Annotated in this window: 18 protein-coding genes; 14 read left to right on the plus strand and 4 right to left on the minus strand. The window is 49.9% G+C overall.

The window, feature by feature from the left end:
* Positions 1–22: 22 nt before the first annotated feature.
* The 6 genes from ACKTR5_RS04680 to smpB all read left to right on the plus strand — a co-directional run bounded on the left by ACKTR5_RS04680 (position 23) and on the right by smpB (position 6,396).
* On the plus strand, positions 23–685 hold the full coding sequence (locus tag ACKTR5_RS04680) for a TetR/AcrR family transcriptional regulator (RefSeq protein ID WP_407879584.1): 663 nt from the start codon (positions 23–25) through the stop codon (positions 683–685).
* 12 nt (positions 686–697) lie between these two features.
* A complete protein-coding gene (locus ACKTR5_RS04685; protein ID WP_407879586.1) occupies positions 698–2,254 on the plus strand; it encodes a ClC family H(+)/Cl(-) exchange transporter in 1,557 nt (518 codons plus the stop codon).
* Between the two features lie 80 nt (positions 2,255–2,334).
* Positions 2,335–2,577: a preprotein translocase subunit SecG gene (secG, locus tag ACKTR5_RS04690; protein ID WP_407879588.1), complete on the plus strand. Its 243-nt coding sequence runs from the start codon at positions 2,335–2,337 to the stop codon at positions 2,575–2,577.
* Positions 2,578–2,714: 137 nt separating this feature from the next.
* Positions 2,715–3,482 (plus strand): alpha/beta hydrolase, encoded by a 768-nt coding sequence (locus ACKTR5_RS04695; RefSeq protein ID WP_407879590.1) that lies wholly within the window; start codon positions 2,715–2,717, stop codon positions 3,480–3,482.
* A gap of 22 nt (positions 3,483–3,504) precedes the next feature.
* The gene (rnr, locus tag ACKTR5_RS04700; protein ID WP_407879592.1) at positions 3,505–5,895 is read left to right on the plus strand and encodes a ribonuclease R; all 2,391 of its coding nucleotides are present in this window, start codon (positions 3,505–3,507) and stop codon (positions 5,893–5,895) included.
* Positions 5,896–5,928: 33 nt separating this feature from the next.
* On the plus strand, positions 5,929–6,396 hold the full coding sequence (gene smpB / locus ACKTR5_RS04705; protein ID WP_407879594.1) for an SsrA-binding protein SmpB: 468 nt from the start codon (positions 5,929–5,931) through the stop codon (positions 6,394–6,396).
* Positions 6,397–6,537: 141 nt separating this feature from the next.
* Here the strand turns inward: smpB and apf are convergent, their stop codons facing one another.
* Together apf and ACKTR5_RS04715 are read right to left on the minus strand one after the other, a co-directional pair.
* Positions 6,538–7,248 carry an aggregation-promoting factor gene (apf, locus tag ACKTR5_RS04710; protein ID WP_407879596.1) on the minus strand — a complete coding sequence of 237 codons (711 nt, stop codon included), beginning with the start codon at positions 7,246–7,248 and terminating at the stop codon, positions 6,538–6,540.
* A gap of 368 nt (positions 7,249–7,616) precedes the next feature.
* On the minus strand, positions 7,617–8,165 hold the full coding sequence (locus tag ACKTR5_RS04715; protein WP_407879598.1) for an LURP-one-related/scramblase family protein: 549 nt from the start codon (positions 8,163–8,165) through the stop codon (positions 7,617–7,619).
* Between the two features lie 164 nt (positions 8,166–8,329).
* Between ACKTR5_RS04715 and ACKTR5_RS04720 the strand changes: the two genes are divergently transcribed.
* The 4 genes from ACKTR5_RS04720 to ACKTR5_RS04735 all read left to right on the plus strand — a co-directional run bounded on the left by ACKTR5_RS04720 (position 8,330) and on the right by ACKTR5_RS04735 (position 11,141).
* A complete protein-coding gene (locus tag ACKTR5_RS04720; RefSeq protein ID WP_407879600.1) occupies positions 8,330–9,034 on the plus strand; it encodes a uracil-DNA glycosylase in 705 nt (234 codons plus the stop codon).
* A gap of 28 nt (positions 9,035–9,062) precedes the next feature.
* The gene (gene pta, locus ACKTR5_RS04725; protein WP_407879602.1) at positions 9,063–10,046 is read left to right on the plus strand and encodes a phosphate acetyltransferase; all 984 of its coding nucleotides are present in this window, start codon (positions 9,063–9,065) and stop codon (positions 10,044–10,046) included.
* Positions 10,047–10,153: 107 nt separating this feature from the next.
* On the plus strand, positions 10,154–10,627 hold the full coding sequence (gene tsaE / locus ACKTR5_RS04730) for a tRNA (adenosine(37)-N6)-threonylcarbamoyltransferase complex ATPase subunit type 1 TsaE (RefSeq protein ID WP_407879604.1): 474 nt from the start codon (positions 10,154–10,156) through the stop codon (positions 10,625–10,627).
* The gene (locus ACKTR5_RS04735; RefSeq protein WP_407879606.1) at positions 10,620–11,141 is read left to right on the plus strand and encodes a GNAT family N-acetyltransferase; all 522 of its coding nucleotides are present in this window, start codon (positions 10,620–10,622) and stop codon (positions 11,139–11,141) included. The genes tsaE and ACKTR5_RS04735 overlap by 8 nt, the downstream gene beginning before the upstream one ends.
* Before the next feature lie 113 nt (positions 11,142–11,254).
* Here ACKTR5_RS04735 and ACKTR5_RS04740 read toward each other — a convergent pair whose 3' ends face one another.
* Together ACKTR5_RS04740 and ACKTR5_RS04745 are read right to left on the minus strand one after the other, a co-directional pair.
* Entirely contained in the window at positions 11,255–11,788 is a 534-nt protein-coding gene (locus tag ACKTR5_RS04740; protein WP_407879608.1) for a 3'-5' exonuclease, read from the minus strand.
* 77 nt (positions 11,789–11,865) lie between these two features.
* Positions 11,866–12,627: an exodeoxyribonuclease III gene (locus ACKTR5_RS04745; RefSeq protein WP_407879610.1), complete on the minus strand. Its 762-nt coding sequence runs from the start codon at positions 12,625–12,627 to the stop codon at positions 11,866–11,868.
* A gap of 163 nt (positions 12,628–12,790) precedes the next feature.
* Between ACKTR5_RS04745 and murB the strand changes: the two genes are divergently transcribed.
* From murB to ACKTR5_RS04765, 4 genes are all read left to right on the plus strand, one after another.
* Complete coding sequence (gene murB / locus ACKTR5_RS04750) at positions 12,791–13,699, plus strand: UDP-N-acetylmuramate dehydrogenase (RefSeq protein WP_407879612.1); 909 nt, start codon at positions 12,791–12,793, stop codon at positions 13,697–13,699.
* Positions 13,700–13,798: 99 nt separating this feature from the next.
* A complete protein-coding gene (locus ACKTR5_RS04755; protein WP_407879614.1) occupies positions 13,799–15,961 on the plus strand; it encodes a cation:proton antiporter in 2,163 nt (720 codons plus the stop codon).
* Between the two features lie 53 nt (positions 15,962–16,014).
* The gene (cdaA, locus tag ACKTR5_RS04760) at positions 16,015–16,848 is read left to right on the plus strand and encodes a diadenylate cyclase CdaA (RefSeq protein ID WP_407879616.1); all 834 of its coding nucleotides are present in this window, start codon (positions 16,015–16,017) and stop codon (positions 16,846–16,848) included.
* Position 16,849: 1 nt separating this feature from the next.
* Entirely contained in the window at positions 16,850–17,971 is a 1,122-nt protein-coding gene (locus tag ACKTR5_RS04765; protein ID WP_407879618.1) for a CdaR family protein, read from the plus strand.

A 17,971-nucleotide genomic window follows, 5' to 3' on the forward strand; every position in this document is an offset into this window, starting at 1 on the left:
AGCGTGATGAGGGGGCGTAAATATGTTAACAAAACGAGAAGCGGCTAAACAACGAGCCTTGCTAGAACGGGTCATGACCGTTGTTGCTAGGGATGGCTTTCAACAATTGACCATGAACCAGCTGATCACCATTATGGGGGTTTCGCGACGGACAGCGTATAAGTACTTTTCGTCCAAGGAAGCGGTGATCAAAGCGGTCGTTGACGTGTACCAAACGTACATCAATGACTTTGATTTGCCGAAACTTGATGGCGATGACGCCAATTTTTTCCGTCAGTTTCAGCTTTTATTTGACCAGTCGCTGACGATTGCACGGACGGTGTCACCGGTGTTTTTGGCGGATCTTCACCAGGCAGATGAAGCATTAGCGCGTAATTTACAGGATGTGTTGGCAGCGCAGCAACAACAGGCCGTGTTTTATTACCAAACGGGGGTGACACGGGGGCTGTTCCGTGACTACAATTGGGACGTACTGTTACTGCAAGACCAAACGATGATCCGTGCATTGCTCGATCAACAATTTCTTCTGCGTCATGACATCACGTTAACAGGTGCGCTCATGACGTACTACGAAATGAAAAAAGTACAATTATTACAGCCGGAACAGTTAGCAGTTATTGATGACCAGCCGGTTCGGTTGATCATTGAATACTTTGTTAATGAGTACCAGCGAACGTTTTTATAGGGGGCGATAGCGATGAGTGAACGAAAAGGGCCTGTTCTGGATGCCACACGGGTCAAAACGGTGATTACGGGAATTATGGTCGGGTTGCTGACGGGGGTCGTGGTCAGTGCCTTTCGGTTTGGAATTGAACAAAGTCTCCGCTTGGTCAAAGCAAGCTACGGACTGATGCACCAGCAGCCATGGTTATTAGTTCCGTGGATCGTGGGGATGATCCTTTTGGGTGGCGCAATTGCGTGGCTGGTAAAAACGAGCCCGCAAATCAGTGGCTCCGGGATTCCCCAGGTTGAGGGGCAACTAACGGGTGAGTATCATGCACCATGGTGGCCGACGTTGTGGAAAAAGTTTGTTGGGGGTCTCTTGGCGATTGGTTCCGGAATGATGTTGGGACGAGAGGGACCGTCCATTCAGCTTGGCGCTACTGTGGGTCAGGGCTACGCGACGCTTCGTGGTAATAGTGCAGCCGATCAACGGGTCGCATTGGCAAGCGGTGCCGCCGCGGGTTTAGCCGCCGCGTTTAATGCGCCGATTGCGAGCACGCTGTTTGTCTTGGAAGAAATTTATCATAACTTTTCACCGCTGGTGTGGTTAACGTCACTGACTAGCGCGGTTGTGGCTAACTTTGTTTCATTGCTTGTTTTTGGTCAGGTGCCGGTCTTGCACATGGCTTACGCACAAGCATTACCACTACATGACTACTGGGTGTTGGTGGGCTTGGGTGTTGTGCTCGGCCTCCTTGGCCGGGTGTATCAAGCCGTGCTGTTGCGGCTGCCAAAATGGTACGCAATGTTGCGCGCCCCACGGTCATTTGACGGGGTGATCGCCCTGTTACTAACAGTGCCGATTGGGTGGTGGTGGGCTAGTGTCCTGGGTGGCGGAAACGCCGTCATTCTTAACCTTGCCCAGTCGCGCCAGAGTGTGGCATTACTGTTGGCCCTCTTTACCGTTCGTTTTATTTTTTCAATGGTTGCGTATGGGTCCGGTGTGCCCGGGGGCATCTTTCTCCCAATTTTAACGTTGGGGGCCATTATTGGGGCGGTGTACGGCCAGGTCCTGATCAACTGGGGAATCCTGCCACAAGGTTACCTTGTGAACCTGATTATCGTTGCCATGGCGGGGTATTTTGCGGGAATCGGGAAGGCACCCTTTACGGCCATCCTGCTCATTACGGAAATGGTGGGTTCCCTTAAACATTTGATGCCATTAGCGGTTGTCTGTTTGGTGGCGTACATTACGGTCGATGTTTGTGGTGGGGCGCCCATCTATGAATCACTGTTACATAATTTATTGGCGCCAAGTGTTGAAAGACCAACCGGGGCACCTGACCGGCTGGAAGTTCCTGTTTTTGCTGGAACAGCACTGGTTGATCATGAGGTTCGTGAGATCGCGTGGCCGGCAAACGCGTTATTAATTGGGATTCGGCGTGGTGAAGGCACGTTGATTCCCCATGGTGATACCATTGTTCGTGCGGGTGATACACTGGTGATCACAACACAACATGAGAACCGGGCGTTTATCCATGATGCAATCTTAAAACTAGCGGAACAGACTAGTCCGCGAGCAGAGGATTAGCCGTCAAAAACTGGTAATTTCAAGTAAATTATGGTAAGTTTGTTTAGACAAACCGCACGTTTTGAATGGGAGGAACCGTTTTGTACAATTTCTTGTTAACTGCACTGGTTGTTATCGCAATCATTATTATTATTGCAGTCATGATGCAACCCACAAAAACGGATGATGCCCTGGGGGCTTTATCCGGGGGCGGTGCAAACGACTTATTTGCTCAACAGAAGTCACGTGGTTTCGAAGGGTTCATGCAACGGGTCACCGTTGTTTTGGGAATCCTGTTTTTCGGAATTGCTTTGGCGTTAGTTTACTTGTACGCACACAAGTAGGTTGCTTTTTGTGACCACTAACACCATTTCGTGATGACGGCCTGTTTGTGCGTGATCTTTTTGTGGCGTGCATTCATGGACGGTAGGCTGGGCGGTTAACCCAGCCTTTTTTGATGCCTTGAAGGAGGAATGCGTACATGACGGTTCATTTTCGTCGGCCAGAACCACTGTTCATTGAAGCTGGCCCACAGGCGGTAGTGTTACTCCACGCCTATTCAGGAAGCAGCAATGATATGGGCATGATTGGTCGCGGGTTGGCGCGGGCTGGTTACACGGTGGCCGCGCCCATCTTTACTGGTCACGGCACCCTGGATCCCCGTGACGTTGTTACAGCAGGCACTCCGAGTGCGTGGTTAGCCGATGCACAACGGGCGGTGGCGGATCTCCGTGATCGGGGCTACCACCAGATCGCGGTGTTTGGCCTGTCCATGGGTGGGCTGTTTGCCACACGGTTATTGGAGTTAGACGCAGACCTTGTTGGTGGCGGCACGTTTGCCTCACCGGTGGTTCAGGTTGGGCCGACAAACGTGCCCGCCAGCTTTTTGACCCTGAGCAAACAGGTGTATGCACGGACAACGTTAAGTTCATCGGAGCAACAGACCCGGTTAGCATGGTTGGCAGAACATGAGCCGACTCAGCTTCGGACACTTGAAACGTTTGTTAAAAATGAGGTCGTTCCTAACTTGGGCACCATTACACAGCCTGTGTTTGTGGCACAGGGAACGGGCGATGAAATGATTGACCCAGCCTGTGGTCCCGCGTTTGCACAGGCGCTTCATGAGGTGAACGTTACCGTTAACTACCATGAATACGCACAGGCGGGCCACGTTTTGACCGTTAATTCAGCCCACAAGGCGTTACAAGCGGATGTTTTAACCTACTTACAGGATATTTTTAGTCATTAATAACAATTAAATTGAGGTAATTATGGCAGATAGTAATTTACAAGAACAAATCATGACACAATTAAACGCCCACCATGGTGACGCGTTTACGGCGGCTGAAATTGGCGCCGCCCTGAATCAAACGGAAGCAGAATTCACCCTGACGGTGCAGGCACTCGCTGGTCTAGAACGCACTGGTAAAGTCAGCGTAACAGAGGGCGGCAAGTGGACGGCCGTGACTACGGATGGCCCACTTTCTGGGATGTTCCATGGGAACGATAAGGGCTTTGGTTTTGTCGGCTACGCTGATGACCAACCAGACGCCTACATCAACTCAGACCACACCAAGCACGCCATGACCGGTGACACGGTGGAAATCAAGGTGTTACGGCCAGCAGCAAAGGGCTCAGACCGTGGCCCTGAAGGTGAAGTCACGAAGATCGTTGACCGGCACTACACCCAAGTTGTGGGTGAATTTCGGTCAAAACGTGACGCAAAGTTACCAACCGTCATTGGGGAAGTGCTGTTAAAGGATAAGAAGCTCGGGAGTTACACGTTTGATGTGCTTGACGGTGGGATCACGCCGGTTGATGGCGACGTCGTAACCGCTGATGTGACGGCCTACCCAACGGATCAAAATCCGCAATTATTGAGCGGACTGGCAACGAAGATCATTGGGAATGCTGATGAACCTGGGATCGACATCCTTCAAATCGTGTACGCACATGATGTCCCATCCGAATTTCCTCAGGAAGTTATGGATGAAGCCAATGCGATTCCTGATACGGTGCAGGATGCTGACCGTGCTGGTCGTGTGGACATTACGGACCAACCACTGGTCACCATTGATAGCATTGAAAGTAAGGACTTGGATGATGCCGTTGTCGTTGAAAAATTACCTAACGGGCATTACCGCCTTGGCGTTTCCATCGCGGACGTGAGTTATTACGTGAAGGAAGGCTCAGCCTTAGATAAAGAGGCTTACAAGCGGGGCACCTCCGTGTACCTGACGGATCGGGTCATTCCAATGTTGCCAAAGCGCCTTTCAAACGGGATTTGTTCCCTGAATGAAGGGGTCGAACGTTTATCAATGACCTGTGATATGGAGATTGATGAAACGGGTAAAATTGTGAGCCACGAACTGTATCCAAGTGTGATGCGGAGTCACGCACGGATGACGTACAAGGCGGTTAACAAGATTTTGGAAGCCCATGATGCGAAGACAATGGAACGTTACGATGACCTTGTTGGGATGTTTGAAGACATGGGTGCGCTTCACCGGATCTTGACCAAGAAGCGGCACCAACGTGGGGCCATTGATTTTGACGCACCAGAAGCAAAGATCATTGTGGATGAAAATGGTCACCCAACGGACATCGAACTGCGCGAACGGGGCCTGGCAGAACGGATGATTGAATCGTTCATGCTGGCTGCTAACGAAACTGTGGCAGAACACTTTGACCGTTTGCACGTGCCATTCCTTTACCGGGTGCACGAAACACCAGATGGTGATCGCGTTAAGAAGTTCTTTGACCTTTTGAGCGTCTTCGGAATTACCGTTAAGGGTGACCCGAACAACTTGAAGCCAAAGATGTTACAGACGGTCTTGAAAGAAGTCGCTGGGACACCGGAAGAACAAATGGTGCAAACCATGATGCTCCGGTCCATGAAACAGGCGAAGTATTCAGACGAACCGTTGGGACACTTTGGGTTGGGGGCAGAGTACTACACGCACTTTACGTCACCAATTCGGCGGTACCCAGATGACATGGTTCACCGGATGATTCGGTGGTACGGTGCGCAGGGAACGGGTGATGACGCGAAGGCGAAGTACGCCGCAGAATTACCACAGATTGCAAAGGATACGTCGGAACGTGAACGGCGCTCAATTGACACGGAACGGGCTACTGATGACATGAAGAAGGCTGAATACATGGCCGATCGTGTCGGTGAGGACTTTGATGCCGTGGTCAGTTCTGTGCTGAAGTTTGGGATGTTCGTGGAACTGCCAAACACGGTTGAAGGACTGGTTCACATTTCTAACATGAAGGATGACTACTATAGCTTTGATGAAAGTCATCTGGCATTGATTGGGGATCGGCACCACCACATCTTCCAAATTGGGCAACCAATTAAGGTTCACCTGGAAAAGGTCGATAAAAACGCTGCTGCGGTGGACTTTACGATTGTTGATCCACAATCAGCACCTACGACAGATATCCGGGTCCCACATGAGAACCGTGGTAACGGTGGCAACCGGCGGAATGGTAATGGCGGTGGTAACCGGAATGGACACGGGAACCGGAACTTCCATAACAACGCGCGTCGTGATGATAAAAACGGCGACAAGAAGACGAACCACTACCAAAGCAACCGGAATCGTGCGGGCCGTGGTGGTAAGCCAACCGTTCATTCAAATCAAAATCACAAGTAACCGTTTAATAACGTTATTCGTGGAGGCGTGAAGATGGTCAAAAAGAAGCCAGCGACAAACGATGCGTTAGCTAATAACCGGAAGGCACGTCATGACTATTCAATTCTTGAAACCTACGAAGCTGGAATCGAGCTGACTGGTACGGAAATTAAGTCCGTACGGGCGGCACGCATCACGATTGGTGACGGCTTTGTTTCAATTAAAAATGGTCAAGCGTACCTGATGAATGTCAATATTGCCGAATTTACGCAGGGAAACCGGTTTAACCATGATCCGTTACGGACACGACGGTTATTACTGCACAAGAAGGAAATCGGCAAGCTTTTGGCGGCAACGGCCCAAAAAGGGATGACAATCGTCCCACTGAAGGTTTATATCAAGCATGGCTTTGCTAAAGTCTTGATTGGTGTTGCCCAGGGGAAACACGCGTATGATAAACGTGAAGCCCTGAAGAAACGTGATCAACAGCGTGAAACTGATCGCGAGTTGGCACGACGTTAACGTAATCGATGAAATCATAAAAGGGCCATTGATGGATTATCCATCAATGGCCCTTTTATTCATCTTGCAATCAATTTACCCACAAAAAAAGCCATCCAACGACACCACTCGAAGGACGGCTTTTTGATTTAATGGTTTAGATTACCATGCGTGATGTGCTGCCCAGTATGAAGCAGCAGCTGACCATGAACCGTAACGGGCGATGGCGTATTGTGATGCAACAGCTTCTTGGTTAGCGGCAGAGTAGTCACCGTTTAACTTGTCAGCACTTAATTGGTATTTACCAATGTACTGACCGTTAGTTGCGGTGTATGAACCACCAGATTCACCAGCAGCGATGTACGCCTTAGCAGCGTCATCTGAAGATGAGCTAACAGTGGTTGTTGAAGCTGAGCTCGTTGTCGTTGTTGCAACGGCTTGTGTCGTTACAGTTTGGGCAGGGGCTTGGCTAGCAACAGGGGCTTGAGAAGCGGCCTGGCTAACAGCAACGGGTGCTTGTGAGGCAGCAGGTGCCTGTGAAGCAACGGAAGCTTGAGAAGCAACAAGAGAAGTTGCTTGTGAAGCAGGGGCTTGGCTAGCAACAGATGCTTGAACCGGTGCCTGTGAAGCAGTTGCTGTTGATGTTCCGTCAGGTAACGTTAATGTTTGACCGACGTAGATTAAGTTACCACCATTAGTCAAAGCGTTAGCGCTCACGATGGCGTCGATTGTTGTGTTGTTTGCTTGTGCCAATTCTGAAACTGTGTCGCCGCTCTTAACGGTAACATTTGTGTCAGCGTTGGCAGCGATTGTACCGACAGCAAGTAAAGCACCGGCACTAACAGTTGATAATAAAAGTTGTTTGATTTTCATGTAGAAAGTTACACTCCTATATATTGTGTGGCATCGCAGCTAAAGGTGGCGATGCGCTTGGCATCCCCCTCACGAGGATTCGTGGCTGGGGGTGTTGTTCTCTCAAACAACGATGCTTACTATACAGTGTTCAAATAACATACAAATACCGACGACATTACAAAAACGGGGAAGTTTGTCATAAAACATGGATTTTGAAATATTTTGTAATATGTAACCGTTATAATTGCTCTGAAAGGGCTATCATTGCCGATAATTGAATTTTAGGATGCCCTATAAAACAGGTGTTTTTTCTGAAAAAGTCGGTTGACATACCGATTTTTGGGCAAAAAAACGCCACACAGTGATGTGTGACGTGGCAATGCGGGTTATTTTTCTCGATATTCGGGTCGAAGGGCTTTGGGTTCCCTTGCTAAGCGAAGGTTGCGATTATGAGTCAGACGGCGAGCGTGTTGGTTTGCCCAGCGATTCATAATCGCAGCAATCAGCAGACAAACCGGTTCAGCAGAGTGGTTGTTCACGCTCAGCTGATCGTAGGCGCCGTCATCACCAGTCACCGGGCGCATGCTGGCAACGACGTGAGTGCCGTGATAGATTTTATATTTACCGGATGCCAGGTTACCCATGACCACCCAATTCAGGCCGCGAATGTACACAACCTCGCGCCAAAAGCCGATTGATCGAACCACGGCACCAACTTCTTTTCCATTATAGTAAAGTGCAAACTTTGGCATGATGCCTAAAGAAAGTTGCTTTGCTTCTGCAAGGACCGCGCCGGTTGGTGTTGACGCTGACATTTGCGCACGTGACCAACCAAACTGACCGGAAAGCAGGTAGAGCGTTTCATGATCAGCGGAAAGAACGGGGCGAATGCCGTTAAGTAAACCTGGTGTTTGACGAATGTATAGTTGTCGCATGATGGTTAACTCCCCCAAAATGACGGTTATAACAAAATGACTCTGGCCACATTGTAACACGGGGAGCGGATGGGTCACGGTCAAAGTGATTCTTTCTATATATAATGAAGTGTGAATTTATTTTATCGGGGAGGTCTGCTACAATAATCGTTGAGGTGGAGCGAATGAAACCGTTTATTCATAATGACTGGTGGTCCGTCTTGGAACCTGAATTTGAACAGGCGTACTATCAGGAGTTACACAATTTTTTGAAGCAAGAGTACCAAACGCAAACCATCTATCCAGAAATGCACCATATCTTTGCGGCGTTTGACTGGACACCGTTTAAAGACGTCAAGGTCGTTATCTTGGGGCAAGATCCGTACCACGGTCCTCACCAGGCGTGCGGGTTAAGTTTTGCCGTGATGCCCGGTGTCCCGGTGCCACCGTCACTCGTTAACATCTATAAGGAACTGAATGATGATTTGGGAATCGCTCCAGTGAATCATGGTTTCTTAAAGGCGTGGGCTGATCAGGGCGTTCTGTTACTGAATTCTGTGCTGACGGTTCGCGACGGGCAGGCGTTTTCTCACGCCCATCACGGGTGGGAGCAGTTAACGGATACTGCAATTCGAAAACTATCTGAACGTGAAGAGCCGGTGGTCTTTATTTTATGGGGCCGGGCTGCTCGTGATAAGATTAAGTTAATTGATACGCATAAGAACATTGTGTTGCAGTCAGCACATCCCAGTCCGTTATCTGCGTATCGCGGTTTCTTTGGTTCTAAACCATTTTCCAAAACTAACGAGGCCCTCATTGCGATGGGTGAGACCCCCATCGACTGGCAATTACCAGCGACGGCCTCGTTGGCTGATCTTCAAAACGTGTAAGTGACAACGATAATTGGAGGAACAACACATGGATTTGTTTGATAGCTTAAAGGATAAAATTGGTGGTCAGAATAAAACAATCGTCTTTTCTGAAGGGGAAGACCCACGGATTCTTGGGGCGGCCATTCGCCTCGCTAAGGAAGGGCTAGTGAACCCAATCGTTTTGGGGGACACAGCTGCCATTGAACAGACGGTTGAAGACAATCACTTCGATGCCAGTTCATTGCTGTTACTGGATCCAGCCACATACCCAGCAGATAAGCAAAAGGACATGTTGGACGCCTTAGAAGAACGTCGGGGCGGGAAGAATACCCGTGAACAACTGGCCGAATGGCTTAAAGACGTGAACTACTTTGGGACAATGCTGGTGTACATGGATCAAGCTGACGGGATGGTGTCAGGCGCCGTGCACCCAACTGGTGACACGGTTCGCCCAGCCCTTCAGATCATCAAGACAAAGCCAGGTGTTAAACGGATTTCCGGTGCGTTTGTGATGCAAAAGGGTGACGAACGCTACATCTTTGCTGACTGTGCCATCAACATTGAACTGGATGCAGCCGGCATGGCGGAGGTGGCCATTGAATCTGCGCACACCGCCAAGGTCTTTGACATTGATCCAAAGGTTGCCATGCTGAGTTTCTCCACAAAGGGATCAGCTAAGGGCGACATGGTGACAAAGGTTCAGGAAGCCACTAAGTTAGCTAACGAACAGGCACCTGATTTAGCCCTTGATGGTGAGTTACAATTTGACGCCGCCTTCGTGCCAAGTGTTGGTGCGTCAAAAGCGCCGGGGTCAAACGTGGCGGGCCATGCAACGGTCTTTGTCTTCCCTGAATTACAGTCTGGAAACATTGGCTACAAGATTGCGCAACGGTTTGGTGGCTTTGAAGCCATTGGCCCCATTTTGCAAGGGTTAAATAAACCAGTTTCTGACTTATCCCGTGGGTGTGACGAAGAGGATGTGTACAAGGTTGCCATCATCACGGCCGCACAGTCGCTCACGGTTGATTAATTAATGATGTAAAGGACACACGTAATCGCGATTCCATAGCCGGGGCAAACGCCTGACTGGGGTGGCGATTTCTTGTCTTAAACCCAAAATGAATGTGAGGTGACAGGATGTTAACCATTACAACAACGACGGATGAAGCGACGCAGGCTGTTGGTGCCCAGTTGGCCCCATTATTGAGCGCTGGCGATGTCATTCTTTTGGACGGTGACCTGGGCGCAGGGAAAACGACGTTGACGAAGGGGCTCGCCACTGGATTAGGCATTAAGCGGCACGTTAAGAGCCCAACGTTTACCATTATTCGTGAATACCAGGACGGTCGGCTCCCGTTGTACCACATGGACGTCTACCGGTTAGAACAGGGTGGCGGTGACGAACTTGGCCTTGATGAATATTTTAATGGCGATGGGATCAGTGTAGTGGAGTGGTCACAGTTTGTGGCCAGTGAACTACCTGAAACCTACCTAATGATCCACATGACCAGGGATGAAGAAAACATCGATCGCCGGACGCTTCAGCTTGAGGCGCATGGTGTTCACTACGATCAAGTTCTACAGCAAATGGGGGATGAAGCGCATGAGTGATGAAGCAACGGTTGATATTCGTCCGGTGACGGTGGCAGACGCCGCCAACGTATTGTCATTATTAGCAGCACTACAAAAGGAATCGACAACGTTTACGGCGGATGAACGCCTCGCCGAATTGACGGAGACAGAAGAAGCAGCACAGTTAACGGCCATTTCAAACTCTACCATCAATCATTTAATGGTTGCCGATTACGGTGGTCAGCTGATTGGGATTGGCAGCATCATTGCTAAGGATAACGCTGTCGCTGAAATTGGGGTGGCGGTGTTAAAGGATTACTGGAATGAGGGCCTTGGCTCTGCGCTGATGGAAGAAATGCTCTACTGGGCTAAAACAGCCAGTGAGTTGACCCACATTGTGTTAACGGTCCAGCTTGAGAATACCTATGCCAAACGGTTGTACCGTAACCTTGGCTTCAAGGTCACAAACTCAATGACGGTGAAGAATGCCGTTGGCGATGAGGTGCCAGCTCAAGAGATGACGTTAACCGTACACCGTCTGGATCACGAATAAATCACTGTGATATCACAGTGATAAGAGAATAATCGAAAAAAAACGACGCCGTTGCCCAAGAAAGTTTGGGAAACGGCGTCGTTTTTAGTGTGCTGAGCAGAATAAATCACGGATTAAGCTAGTTTGACAAATGGTTTTAAGGCAGCGGCCCCAAATTGCTGATTTTGATAAATCAAAATGTTCGCACAGGCAAGACTATCATCCAACGCATTGTGGTGGTGTTCCAAGTCAATGTGGAGGGCGTCACTCACCGTGTTTAGTTTGTGATTCGGAAAATCAGGGAAAAACTGGCGGCTTGTTTTGACCGTGTCCAGTGTGAGGTAGTGCACGGGGGCCAATTCATAGTGGCTAAGCGTGCTTTTCAGAACACCGTTATCAAACGGTGCGTTGTGGGCAACAACCAGTTGGTCATTTGTATAAAACTGGTTAATGTGGGGCCAAATTTCGGGAAACGTTGGTGCGTTTGCCACATCGCTGGTGTGAATGCCGTGAATCTGGGTGTTCCGCCAAGAAAACGGAACATCTGGTTTGATGAGCGTGTAAAATTCATCCACGACCTGATCGTCGCGAACAACAGTCAAAGCCAACGAACACGCACTGTAGCGTTGTGCGCTGGCCGTTTCAAAGTCCATTGCAACAAAGTTCATGACGGTGATCCTCCAATAAATAATGATGTCGCTAGTGTAACGGGTTCAAGCGGCACTGTAAAGTGGTGGCGCCTGTGCTAATGAAGTGGTGTGGTGGTGAGTTGCACGGGGCAATGGTCCGAACCCATGACGGTGTCTAAAATGGTGGCGTCAGTGAGGTGATCCACAAATGACGTGGAGACTAAAAAGTAGTCGATCCGCCAACCGGCGTTTGTTTGCCGTGCATGGAACCGGTAGCTCCACCACGAGTACTGTCCCGTGGCGTCTGGATAAAAGTGCCGGAAACTATCCGTAAAGCCTGCGGTGAGGAGGTTCGTGAAGTTCTTTCGCTCGGTATCCGTGAAGCCAGCCGTTTCATGGTTTCTGGCGGGATTTTTCAAGTCGATTTCATGGTGGGCAACGTTTAGATCACCGCAAATGATGACCGGTTTTTCCGCCGCAAGTGTTTGAAGGTACAACCGAAATTTTTGATCCCAGTCATCACGAAAGTCAAGGCGTTTTAAACCCTGACCCGCATTTGGTGTGTAACAGGTGACAAGGTAATAATCTGGGTACGTTAGCGTGATCATCCGGCCCTCAGTGTCATCTTCTGGAGCGGTAAGGCCATTATGAACAGCCAATGGCTCGTGCTTTGTAAAGATGGCGGTGCCAGAGTAGCCCGGCCGTTCTGCATAATGCCAATACTGGTAATAACCAGGAAGGTCAACGGTTGCCTGATCAGCCTGCAACTTTGTTTCTTGAATACAAATGGTATCGGGGGCCAGCGCTAAAACCGTCTGTTCAAAGCCCTTTTTTAGAATGGCGCGAAGACCATTAACGTTCCACGAAATGAAGTTCATGAGTGCCGCCTAGCTTTCATTATAAGATAAGTTGAGTTTAGCACACTTTTGCTGGAAAACTGATCAGAGAGTCATGGTGGGGTAAACGGCAAATTCGTGGTAGAATGACAAGGTATTTGCAATGCTAAAAGTTTAATAATGGAAGAAATTAACAGGTGACATGATGCAACAAGTAGATTTACAGATGGCGTTTGAACAAAGTGACGTTAAGCAAAATGAGCCACTGGGCCATTACACCAACACGAAGACGGGCGGACCAGCTGACTGGTTAGCCTTTCCCAAAACACGTGCGGAAGTGGCTGCACTCGTAGAATTTGCCCGCGACCATGACATGCCGTTAACGGTGATTGGTAGTGCAAGCAACCTCATTGTCCGTGATGGTGGGATTCGGGGGTTAGTGCTCATTTTGACGGAAATGAAGCAGATCCAGGTGACTGGAACCACCGTTCAGGCAGATGCCGGGGCGGCACTGATCGAAACGACCGAAGTTGCGTACCAAAATGGCCTGATGGGGTTTGAATTTGCCGCCGGAATCCCTGGGAGTGTTGGGGGGGCCATTTTCATGAACGCAGGCGCGTATGGTGGCGAAATCAAGGATGTTGCCGTGACGGTGGATGTATTGACCCGCGATGGGGAATTTAAGACGTACCCAGCGGCAGAGATGGCGTTTGGCTACCGTCATAGCTACGTTCAGGAGACTGGTGACATCGTTTTGGGCGCCAGTTTTGAACTGACCGCTGGTGATAAGGCTGCCATTCGCGCACAGATGGATGATCTGAACGGTCGGCGGGCTGCTAAACAACCGTTGGAGTATCCTTCGTGTGGGTCTGTGTTTAAACGGCCAACGGGCTACTTCGCTGGGAAACTCATCATGGACAGTCAGTTACAGGGCTACACGAGTGGAGGCGCCCAGGTGTCCACGAAGCATGCGGGCTTCATTGTGAACGTTGGCGGTGCAACGGCAACGGATTACTTAGCCGTTATCGCGCACGTGCAGGAGACCGTTTTTGAAAAGTTTGGCGTTCGCCTGGAGACCGAAGTTCGGATCATTGGTGATGAAGACACATTGTGATTAAAAAAAGTAGCTGGCGGAACACCTTGTCATTGGTGATCGGCCAGTTTTTTTGTATCATTGATGTAAGAGAATTGATGAAGAAAGAATGTGAATGCCATGAACATTATTGAAGCGGTGATTGTCCTGGTGGTGTTGGTGCTCTTATCTAACGTCCTGGATCATTACCTGGAGGCAATCCCGGTTAGTTTGATCCAGGTCACCATGGGGCTTTTATGGTCCGTTATTTTTCACATCACCATTCCGTTAGAGACAGACTGGTTTCTACTATTATTTATTGCCCCCTTACTGTTTAATGATGGGCGACGTTTTCCCAAACGGGAGTTATGGACGTTACGCGGCCCCATCTTAGCGAACGCTGTTATTCTCGTGTTTTTAACGACGCTTGTGGGTGGCTGGCTCTTTCACCTGATTATTCCAGGCCTGCCATTAGCGGCCGGATTTGCGCTGGCGGCCATTTTATCGCCAACGGACCCGGTAGCGGTGACGTCCATTGCGGAGCAGGTGGAATTGCCCTCTTCAATCATTCATTTAGTGAGTGGTGAAAGTTTAATCAACGACGCGAGTGGGTTGATCGGATTTAAGTATGCCGTTGCCGCCGTTGTTACCGGTGCCTTTTCGGTGTGGTCCGCAGCGGGCGACTTTTTGTACACCAGTCTGATGGGACTAGTGGTTGGATTTGTCGGCATGACCTTACTGCAAATGTTGCGTGAGGTTTGGAGTCGGTCGGGGATCAAAGATCCGGTCTTTAACACGGTGCTTCGCCTTATGAGCCCGTTCATTGTTTATCTTGGTGCGGAGGCCGTTCATGCGTCTGGTGTCATCGCTGTGGTGACCGCCGGTGTGTTGGTCCATGTGTCTGAGAACCGGGTTGCAGAGGACGTTCCAGAGCAACAGTTACTGACTGAGCGGACCTGGGACATCGTGGTTTACGTGCTCAACGGAATCGTGTTCATTATTTTGGGTGATGAACTGCCCACCGCAATGAAGGCGACCATTGCCGATCCACAAACAGGGACGTGGCGGGCACTGGCCTATGTTATCGTCGTGTGGGCAATTTTATTTCTTTTACGGTCACTCTGGATCTATGTTTATGCCCGGCTTGATGAGTTAAACAATCGCTGGCACCACCATTCAGCCAAAACGGAATCGGTCACCATTAAAACGGCCATTGTGTCTGGGTTGACGGGTGTTCGTGGGGCGATCACATTAGCCGGTGTTTTGACGTTACCGGTGACCATTAACGGGGGCGCAAAGTTTCCTGAACGGTCACTCATCCTCTTTGTTGCGGCAGGCGTCATCATCGTCAGCCTTGTGGTTGCGGCGATTGCATTACCAATCATCAGCCGCCGAAACGTGTTGCTGCTGACCCGGGGGAGTCAATTGGACGTTTTAGAGGAGCACGTAGCTGACAGTGAGCAGGATGATCCGGCAACCACGACGGCCCGACCGCCACTAATGACAAGTGATGAAGCCAAAATGTACCTTGCTAAAACAGCGGTGCGGACCGTCGAATCATTGCGGCGGGCGGATAATCAGCGGGCGGCTTACGATTTGATTCTTGATTACCAGTACATCGTGCGGCAATTGCAGTTGCGAACACGGCCTTCCACTGAAGTGCAACAAATGGTGGCATTTGAAATTAAGATTCGGCAGCTGGGGTTACAGGGTGAACTCGCCCGGTTGCAGGAACTGCATCAACAACACCAAACGAGCGGCTGGAATTACCGGTACTACCGCCGACAGATTCAGCGACGACTGACGGAGCTTGACCGTGCTCACCATTTCGAACCGTTGCCATCGTGGCACACCGCCCGGCGGTTGATGCGCCATGCGCTTCGCCGGCTACGGATTCTATTAACAGGGAATGATATGGCAGGCTTTGAGGCGCAGCGGGTATTGATCCAAACGGAATTGGCGAAAGCCGCAATTGGTAAGTTATCCCGGTTCTTTAAGGCCCATAACGGTAAGAAAAATGCTCAGCAGCGGCAGAGCGTTTATCACCTCATTGTCCACTATCGGTACCGGATCGAGCGGCGCCAACCAGCAGTGAAGGGGAATCCGGCGCACCGGGCCCACTATGATGATAACCTGCGGGTCTTACGGATCCGGGCACTGGCCGCTGAACGGCTGGCGATTACGGAACTTGTGGACGCAGACCGGATCAATCTTGCAATGGCAGCGAACTTGCGGCAGTATGTCAATTACTCAGAAAATGTTTTAATGCTGGGTGAGGACTTACCAACGGAGGCACCGCACTAAGGGCCGTTAAATCTGCTATACTTACTACTGATTGATCTTTAGGAGGATGGACAATGACATTTGATCCCAGTAGTTGGTTAACGTGGGGTAACGTCGCACGGTTATTGGATGTGCTGGTAATCTGGTTCGTCATTTACGAACTGATCATGTTACTTCGCGGGACGCGGGCAGTGATGCTGTTTCGCGGTATTATCGTTATTATTGTCATTAAAATTGCCAGTTGGTATCTGGGCCTTGATACCGTTTCATGGGTGATGGATCAAATCATTAACTGGGGGGTTATTGCCCTCGTGATTATTTTCCAACCAGAAATTCGGCAGGGGCTCGAACGCTTGGGCCGTGGCTCGTTTATTCAGCGGGGTCATACGGCTTTTGATGATGAAGAAAAGTTAATTGATGCACTGGATACGGCGATCCAGTACATGAGCAAACGCCGAATTGGGGCGCTGATTTCCATTCAGATGGAAACAGGGCTTGAGGAGTACATCGAAACGGGGATTGACCTGGATGCAGATGTGACCGGTGAATTACTCATTAATATTTTTATTCCGAACACGCCGCTGCATGATGGCGCTGTGATCATTAAGAACAATCGAATTGCCTCAGCAACGGCGTACCTGCCGCTATCTGACAGTAACCTGATTCCTAAGGAACTGGGAACTAGACACCGCGCGGCCGTTGGAATCAGCGAGGTGACGGATGCGTTAACCATTGTGGTCTCTGAGGAAACGGGGGAGGTCATGTTTACACGTCATAATGAGATGATGCGGGACCTTTCACGCGAAGATTACCTAAAGTACATGCGTAAACAACTGATCGTGGCAGAGCCCGATCGAAGCAACTGGCTGATCGACCTCATTAACCACGTTTTCAAGGGGGGCGAATGAAATGAGTAAATTCAATCGCTTCCTCAACAGTCGGTGGTTTTACCGGTTGACAGCGCTAGTGTTGGCGATTTTATTGGTGGCGTACGTTACCAGTTTTACCAGTAATGACACAAAAAATTCGGCCACTAGCCGGGTGTCCTCGTTGACATCAACGAAGACCAAGACCGTTTCTGTGCCACTTCAGGTGAACGTTAACTCAAACAAGTACTTTGTGACGGGCTATCCCGAAAACGTGAAGGTCAAGGTGACCGGACCAGCAGCGCTGGTGACGGCAACGACAAATACGCAAAACTTTACGATCAGTGCGGATTTAAGTGGCTTAGGCGTTGGTAAGCATAATGTGAAACTAACGGCCACAGGGCTGAATAAGGAACTGAGTTACCAAATTGAGCCAAAGTCGATCAACGTGACCATCGCTCACCGGAAGACGATCACGATGCCAGTGCACGTTAAGTATGATGCAAGTAATCTTGCCAGCGGGTACCAATTGGGGACACCAACGACATCGGTGACGAAGGTCAAGGTGACCGGGGCTACGGATGAAGTGAACCAGGTCAGCCAGGTGGTGGCGCCAATTAACCTGACGAAGAGTAGTACGACGGATGTTAATGAAAACGTTCAATTAGAGGCCCAAGATGCATTGGGTCGAACGGTTAACGTTGTGATGACACCAGCCATGGCAACGGTAAAAATTCCGATCAATTCTGATGAAAGCTCAAAGAAAGTGTCAATTGACTTCCAGCCAAAGAATGCGGCGGATGGGCGGTCTTACACGATTACGAGTGATGTAAACAGCCTTATTGCATACGGAACGAAGTCAGCCATTAGCAAGCTTAAAAATAGCGTGGTTGCCAGCGTTGACGTTTCGGGGTTACCATTAGGAACGACGAAGCAACAGGTGACGCTTGCACCAACCATAAGTGGCATTCGGAGCTACTCCGTGTCAACGGCAGACGTGACCATTCGGGTGACGGAGTCGACGGATGGTGAGTCGACAAACGCAAGTAGCGCCAGCAGCGCAGCGTCAGTAAGTAGCAGCGATAGTGCTGGCACCAGTTCGTCAACTTCAAGTAGCGCCAGCGAATCAAGTGCTGCATCAAGTAGTAGCGATAACGGCTCTTAA

It is taken from the genome of Furfurilactobacillus entadae, assembly GCF_045862745.1.
Classification (GTDB): Bacteria; Bacillota; Bacilli; order Lactobacillales; family Lactobacillaceae; genus Furfurilactobacillus; species Furfurilactobacillus entadae.

Excerpts from the sequence above, each read along its gene's own strand:
- ACKTR5_RS04680 (WP_407879584.1), top strand. The coding sequence starts at position 23 with ATGTTAACAAAACGAGAAGCGGCTAAACAACGAGCCTTGCTAGAACGG.
- ACKTR5_RS04685 (WP_407879586.1), top strand. The coding sequence starts at position 698 with ATGAGTGAACGAAAAGGGCCTGTTCTGGATGCCACACGGGTCAAAACG.
- ACKTR5_RS04695 (WP_407879590.1), top strand. The coding sequence starts at position 2,715 with ATGACGGTTCATTTTCGTCGGCCAGAACCACTGTTCATTGAAGCTGGC.
- rnr (WP_407879592.1), top strand. The coding sequence starts at position 3,505 with ATGGCAGATAGTAATTTACAAGAACAAATCATGACACAATTAAACGCC.
- smpB (WP_407879594.1), top strand. The coding sequence starts at position 5,929 with ATGGTCAAAAAGAAGCCAGCGACAAACGATGCGTTAGCTAATAACCGG.
- apf (WP_407879596.1), bottom strand. The coding sequence starts at position 7,248 with ATGAAAATCAAACAACTTTTATTATCAACTGTTAGTGCCGGTGCTTTA.
- ACKTR5_RS04715 (WP_407879598.1), bottom strand. The coding sequence starts at position 8,165 with ATGCGACAACTATACATTCGTCAAACACCAGGTTTACTTAACGGCATT.
- ACKTR5_RS04720 (WP_407879600.1), top strand. The coding sequence starts at position 8,330 with ATGAAACCGTTTATTCATAATGACTGGTGGTCCGTCTTGGAACCTGAA.
- pta (WP_407879602.1), top strand. The coding sequence starts at position 9,063 with ATGGATTTGTTTGATAGCTTAAAGGATAAAATTGGTGGTCAGAATAAA.
- tsaE (WP_407879604.1), top strand. The coding sequence starts at position 10,154 with ATGTTAACCATTACAACAACGACGGATGAAGCGACGCAGGCTGTTGGT.
- ACKTR5_RS04735 (WP_407879606.1), top strand. The coding sequence starts at position 10,620 with ATGAGTGATGAAGCAACGGTTGATATTCGTCCGGTGACGGTGGCAGAC.
- ACKTR5_RS04740 (WP_407879608.1), bottom strand. The coding sequence starts at position 11,788 with ATGAACTTTGTTGCAATGGACTTTGAAACGGCCAGCGCACAACGCTAC.
- ACKTR5_RS04745 (WP_407879610.1), bottom strand. The coding sequence starts at position 12,627 with ATGAACTTCATTTCGTGGAACGTTAATGGTCTTCGCGCCATTCTAAAA.
- murB (WP_407879612.1), top strand. The coding sequence starts at position 12,791 with ATGCAACAAGTAGATTTACAGATGGCGTTTGAACAAAGTGACGTTAAG.
- ACKTR5_RS04755 (WP_407879614.1), top strand. The coding sequence starts at position 13,799 with ATGAACATTATTGAAGCGGTGATTGTCCTGGTGGTGTTGGTGCTCTTA.
- cdaA (WP_407879616.1), top strand. The coding sequence starts at position 16,015 with ATGACATTTGATCCCAGTAGTTGGTTAACGTGGGGTAACGTCGCACGG.
- ACKTR5_RS04765 (WP_407879618.1), top strand. The coding sequence starts at position 16,850 with ATGAGTAAATTCAATCGCTTCCTCAACAGTCGGTGGTTTTACCGGTTG.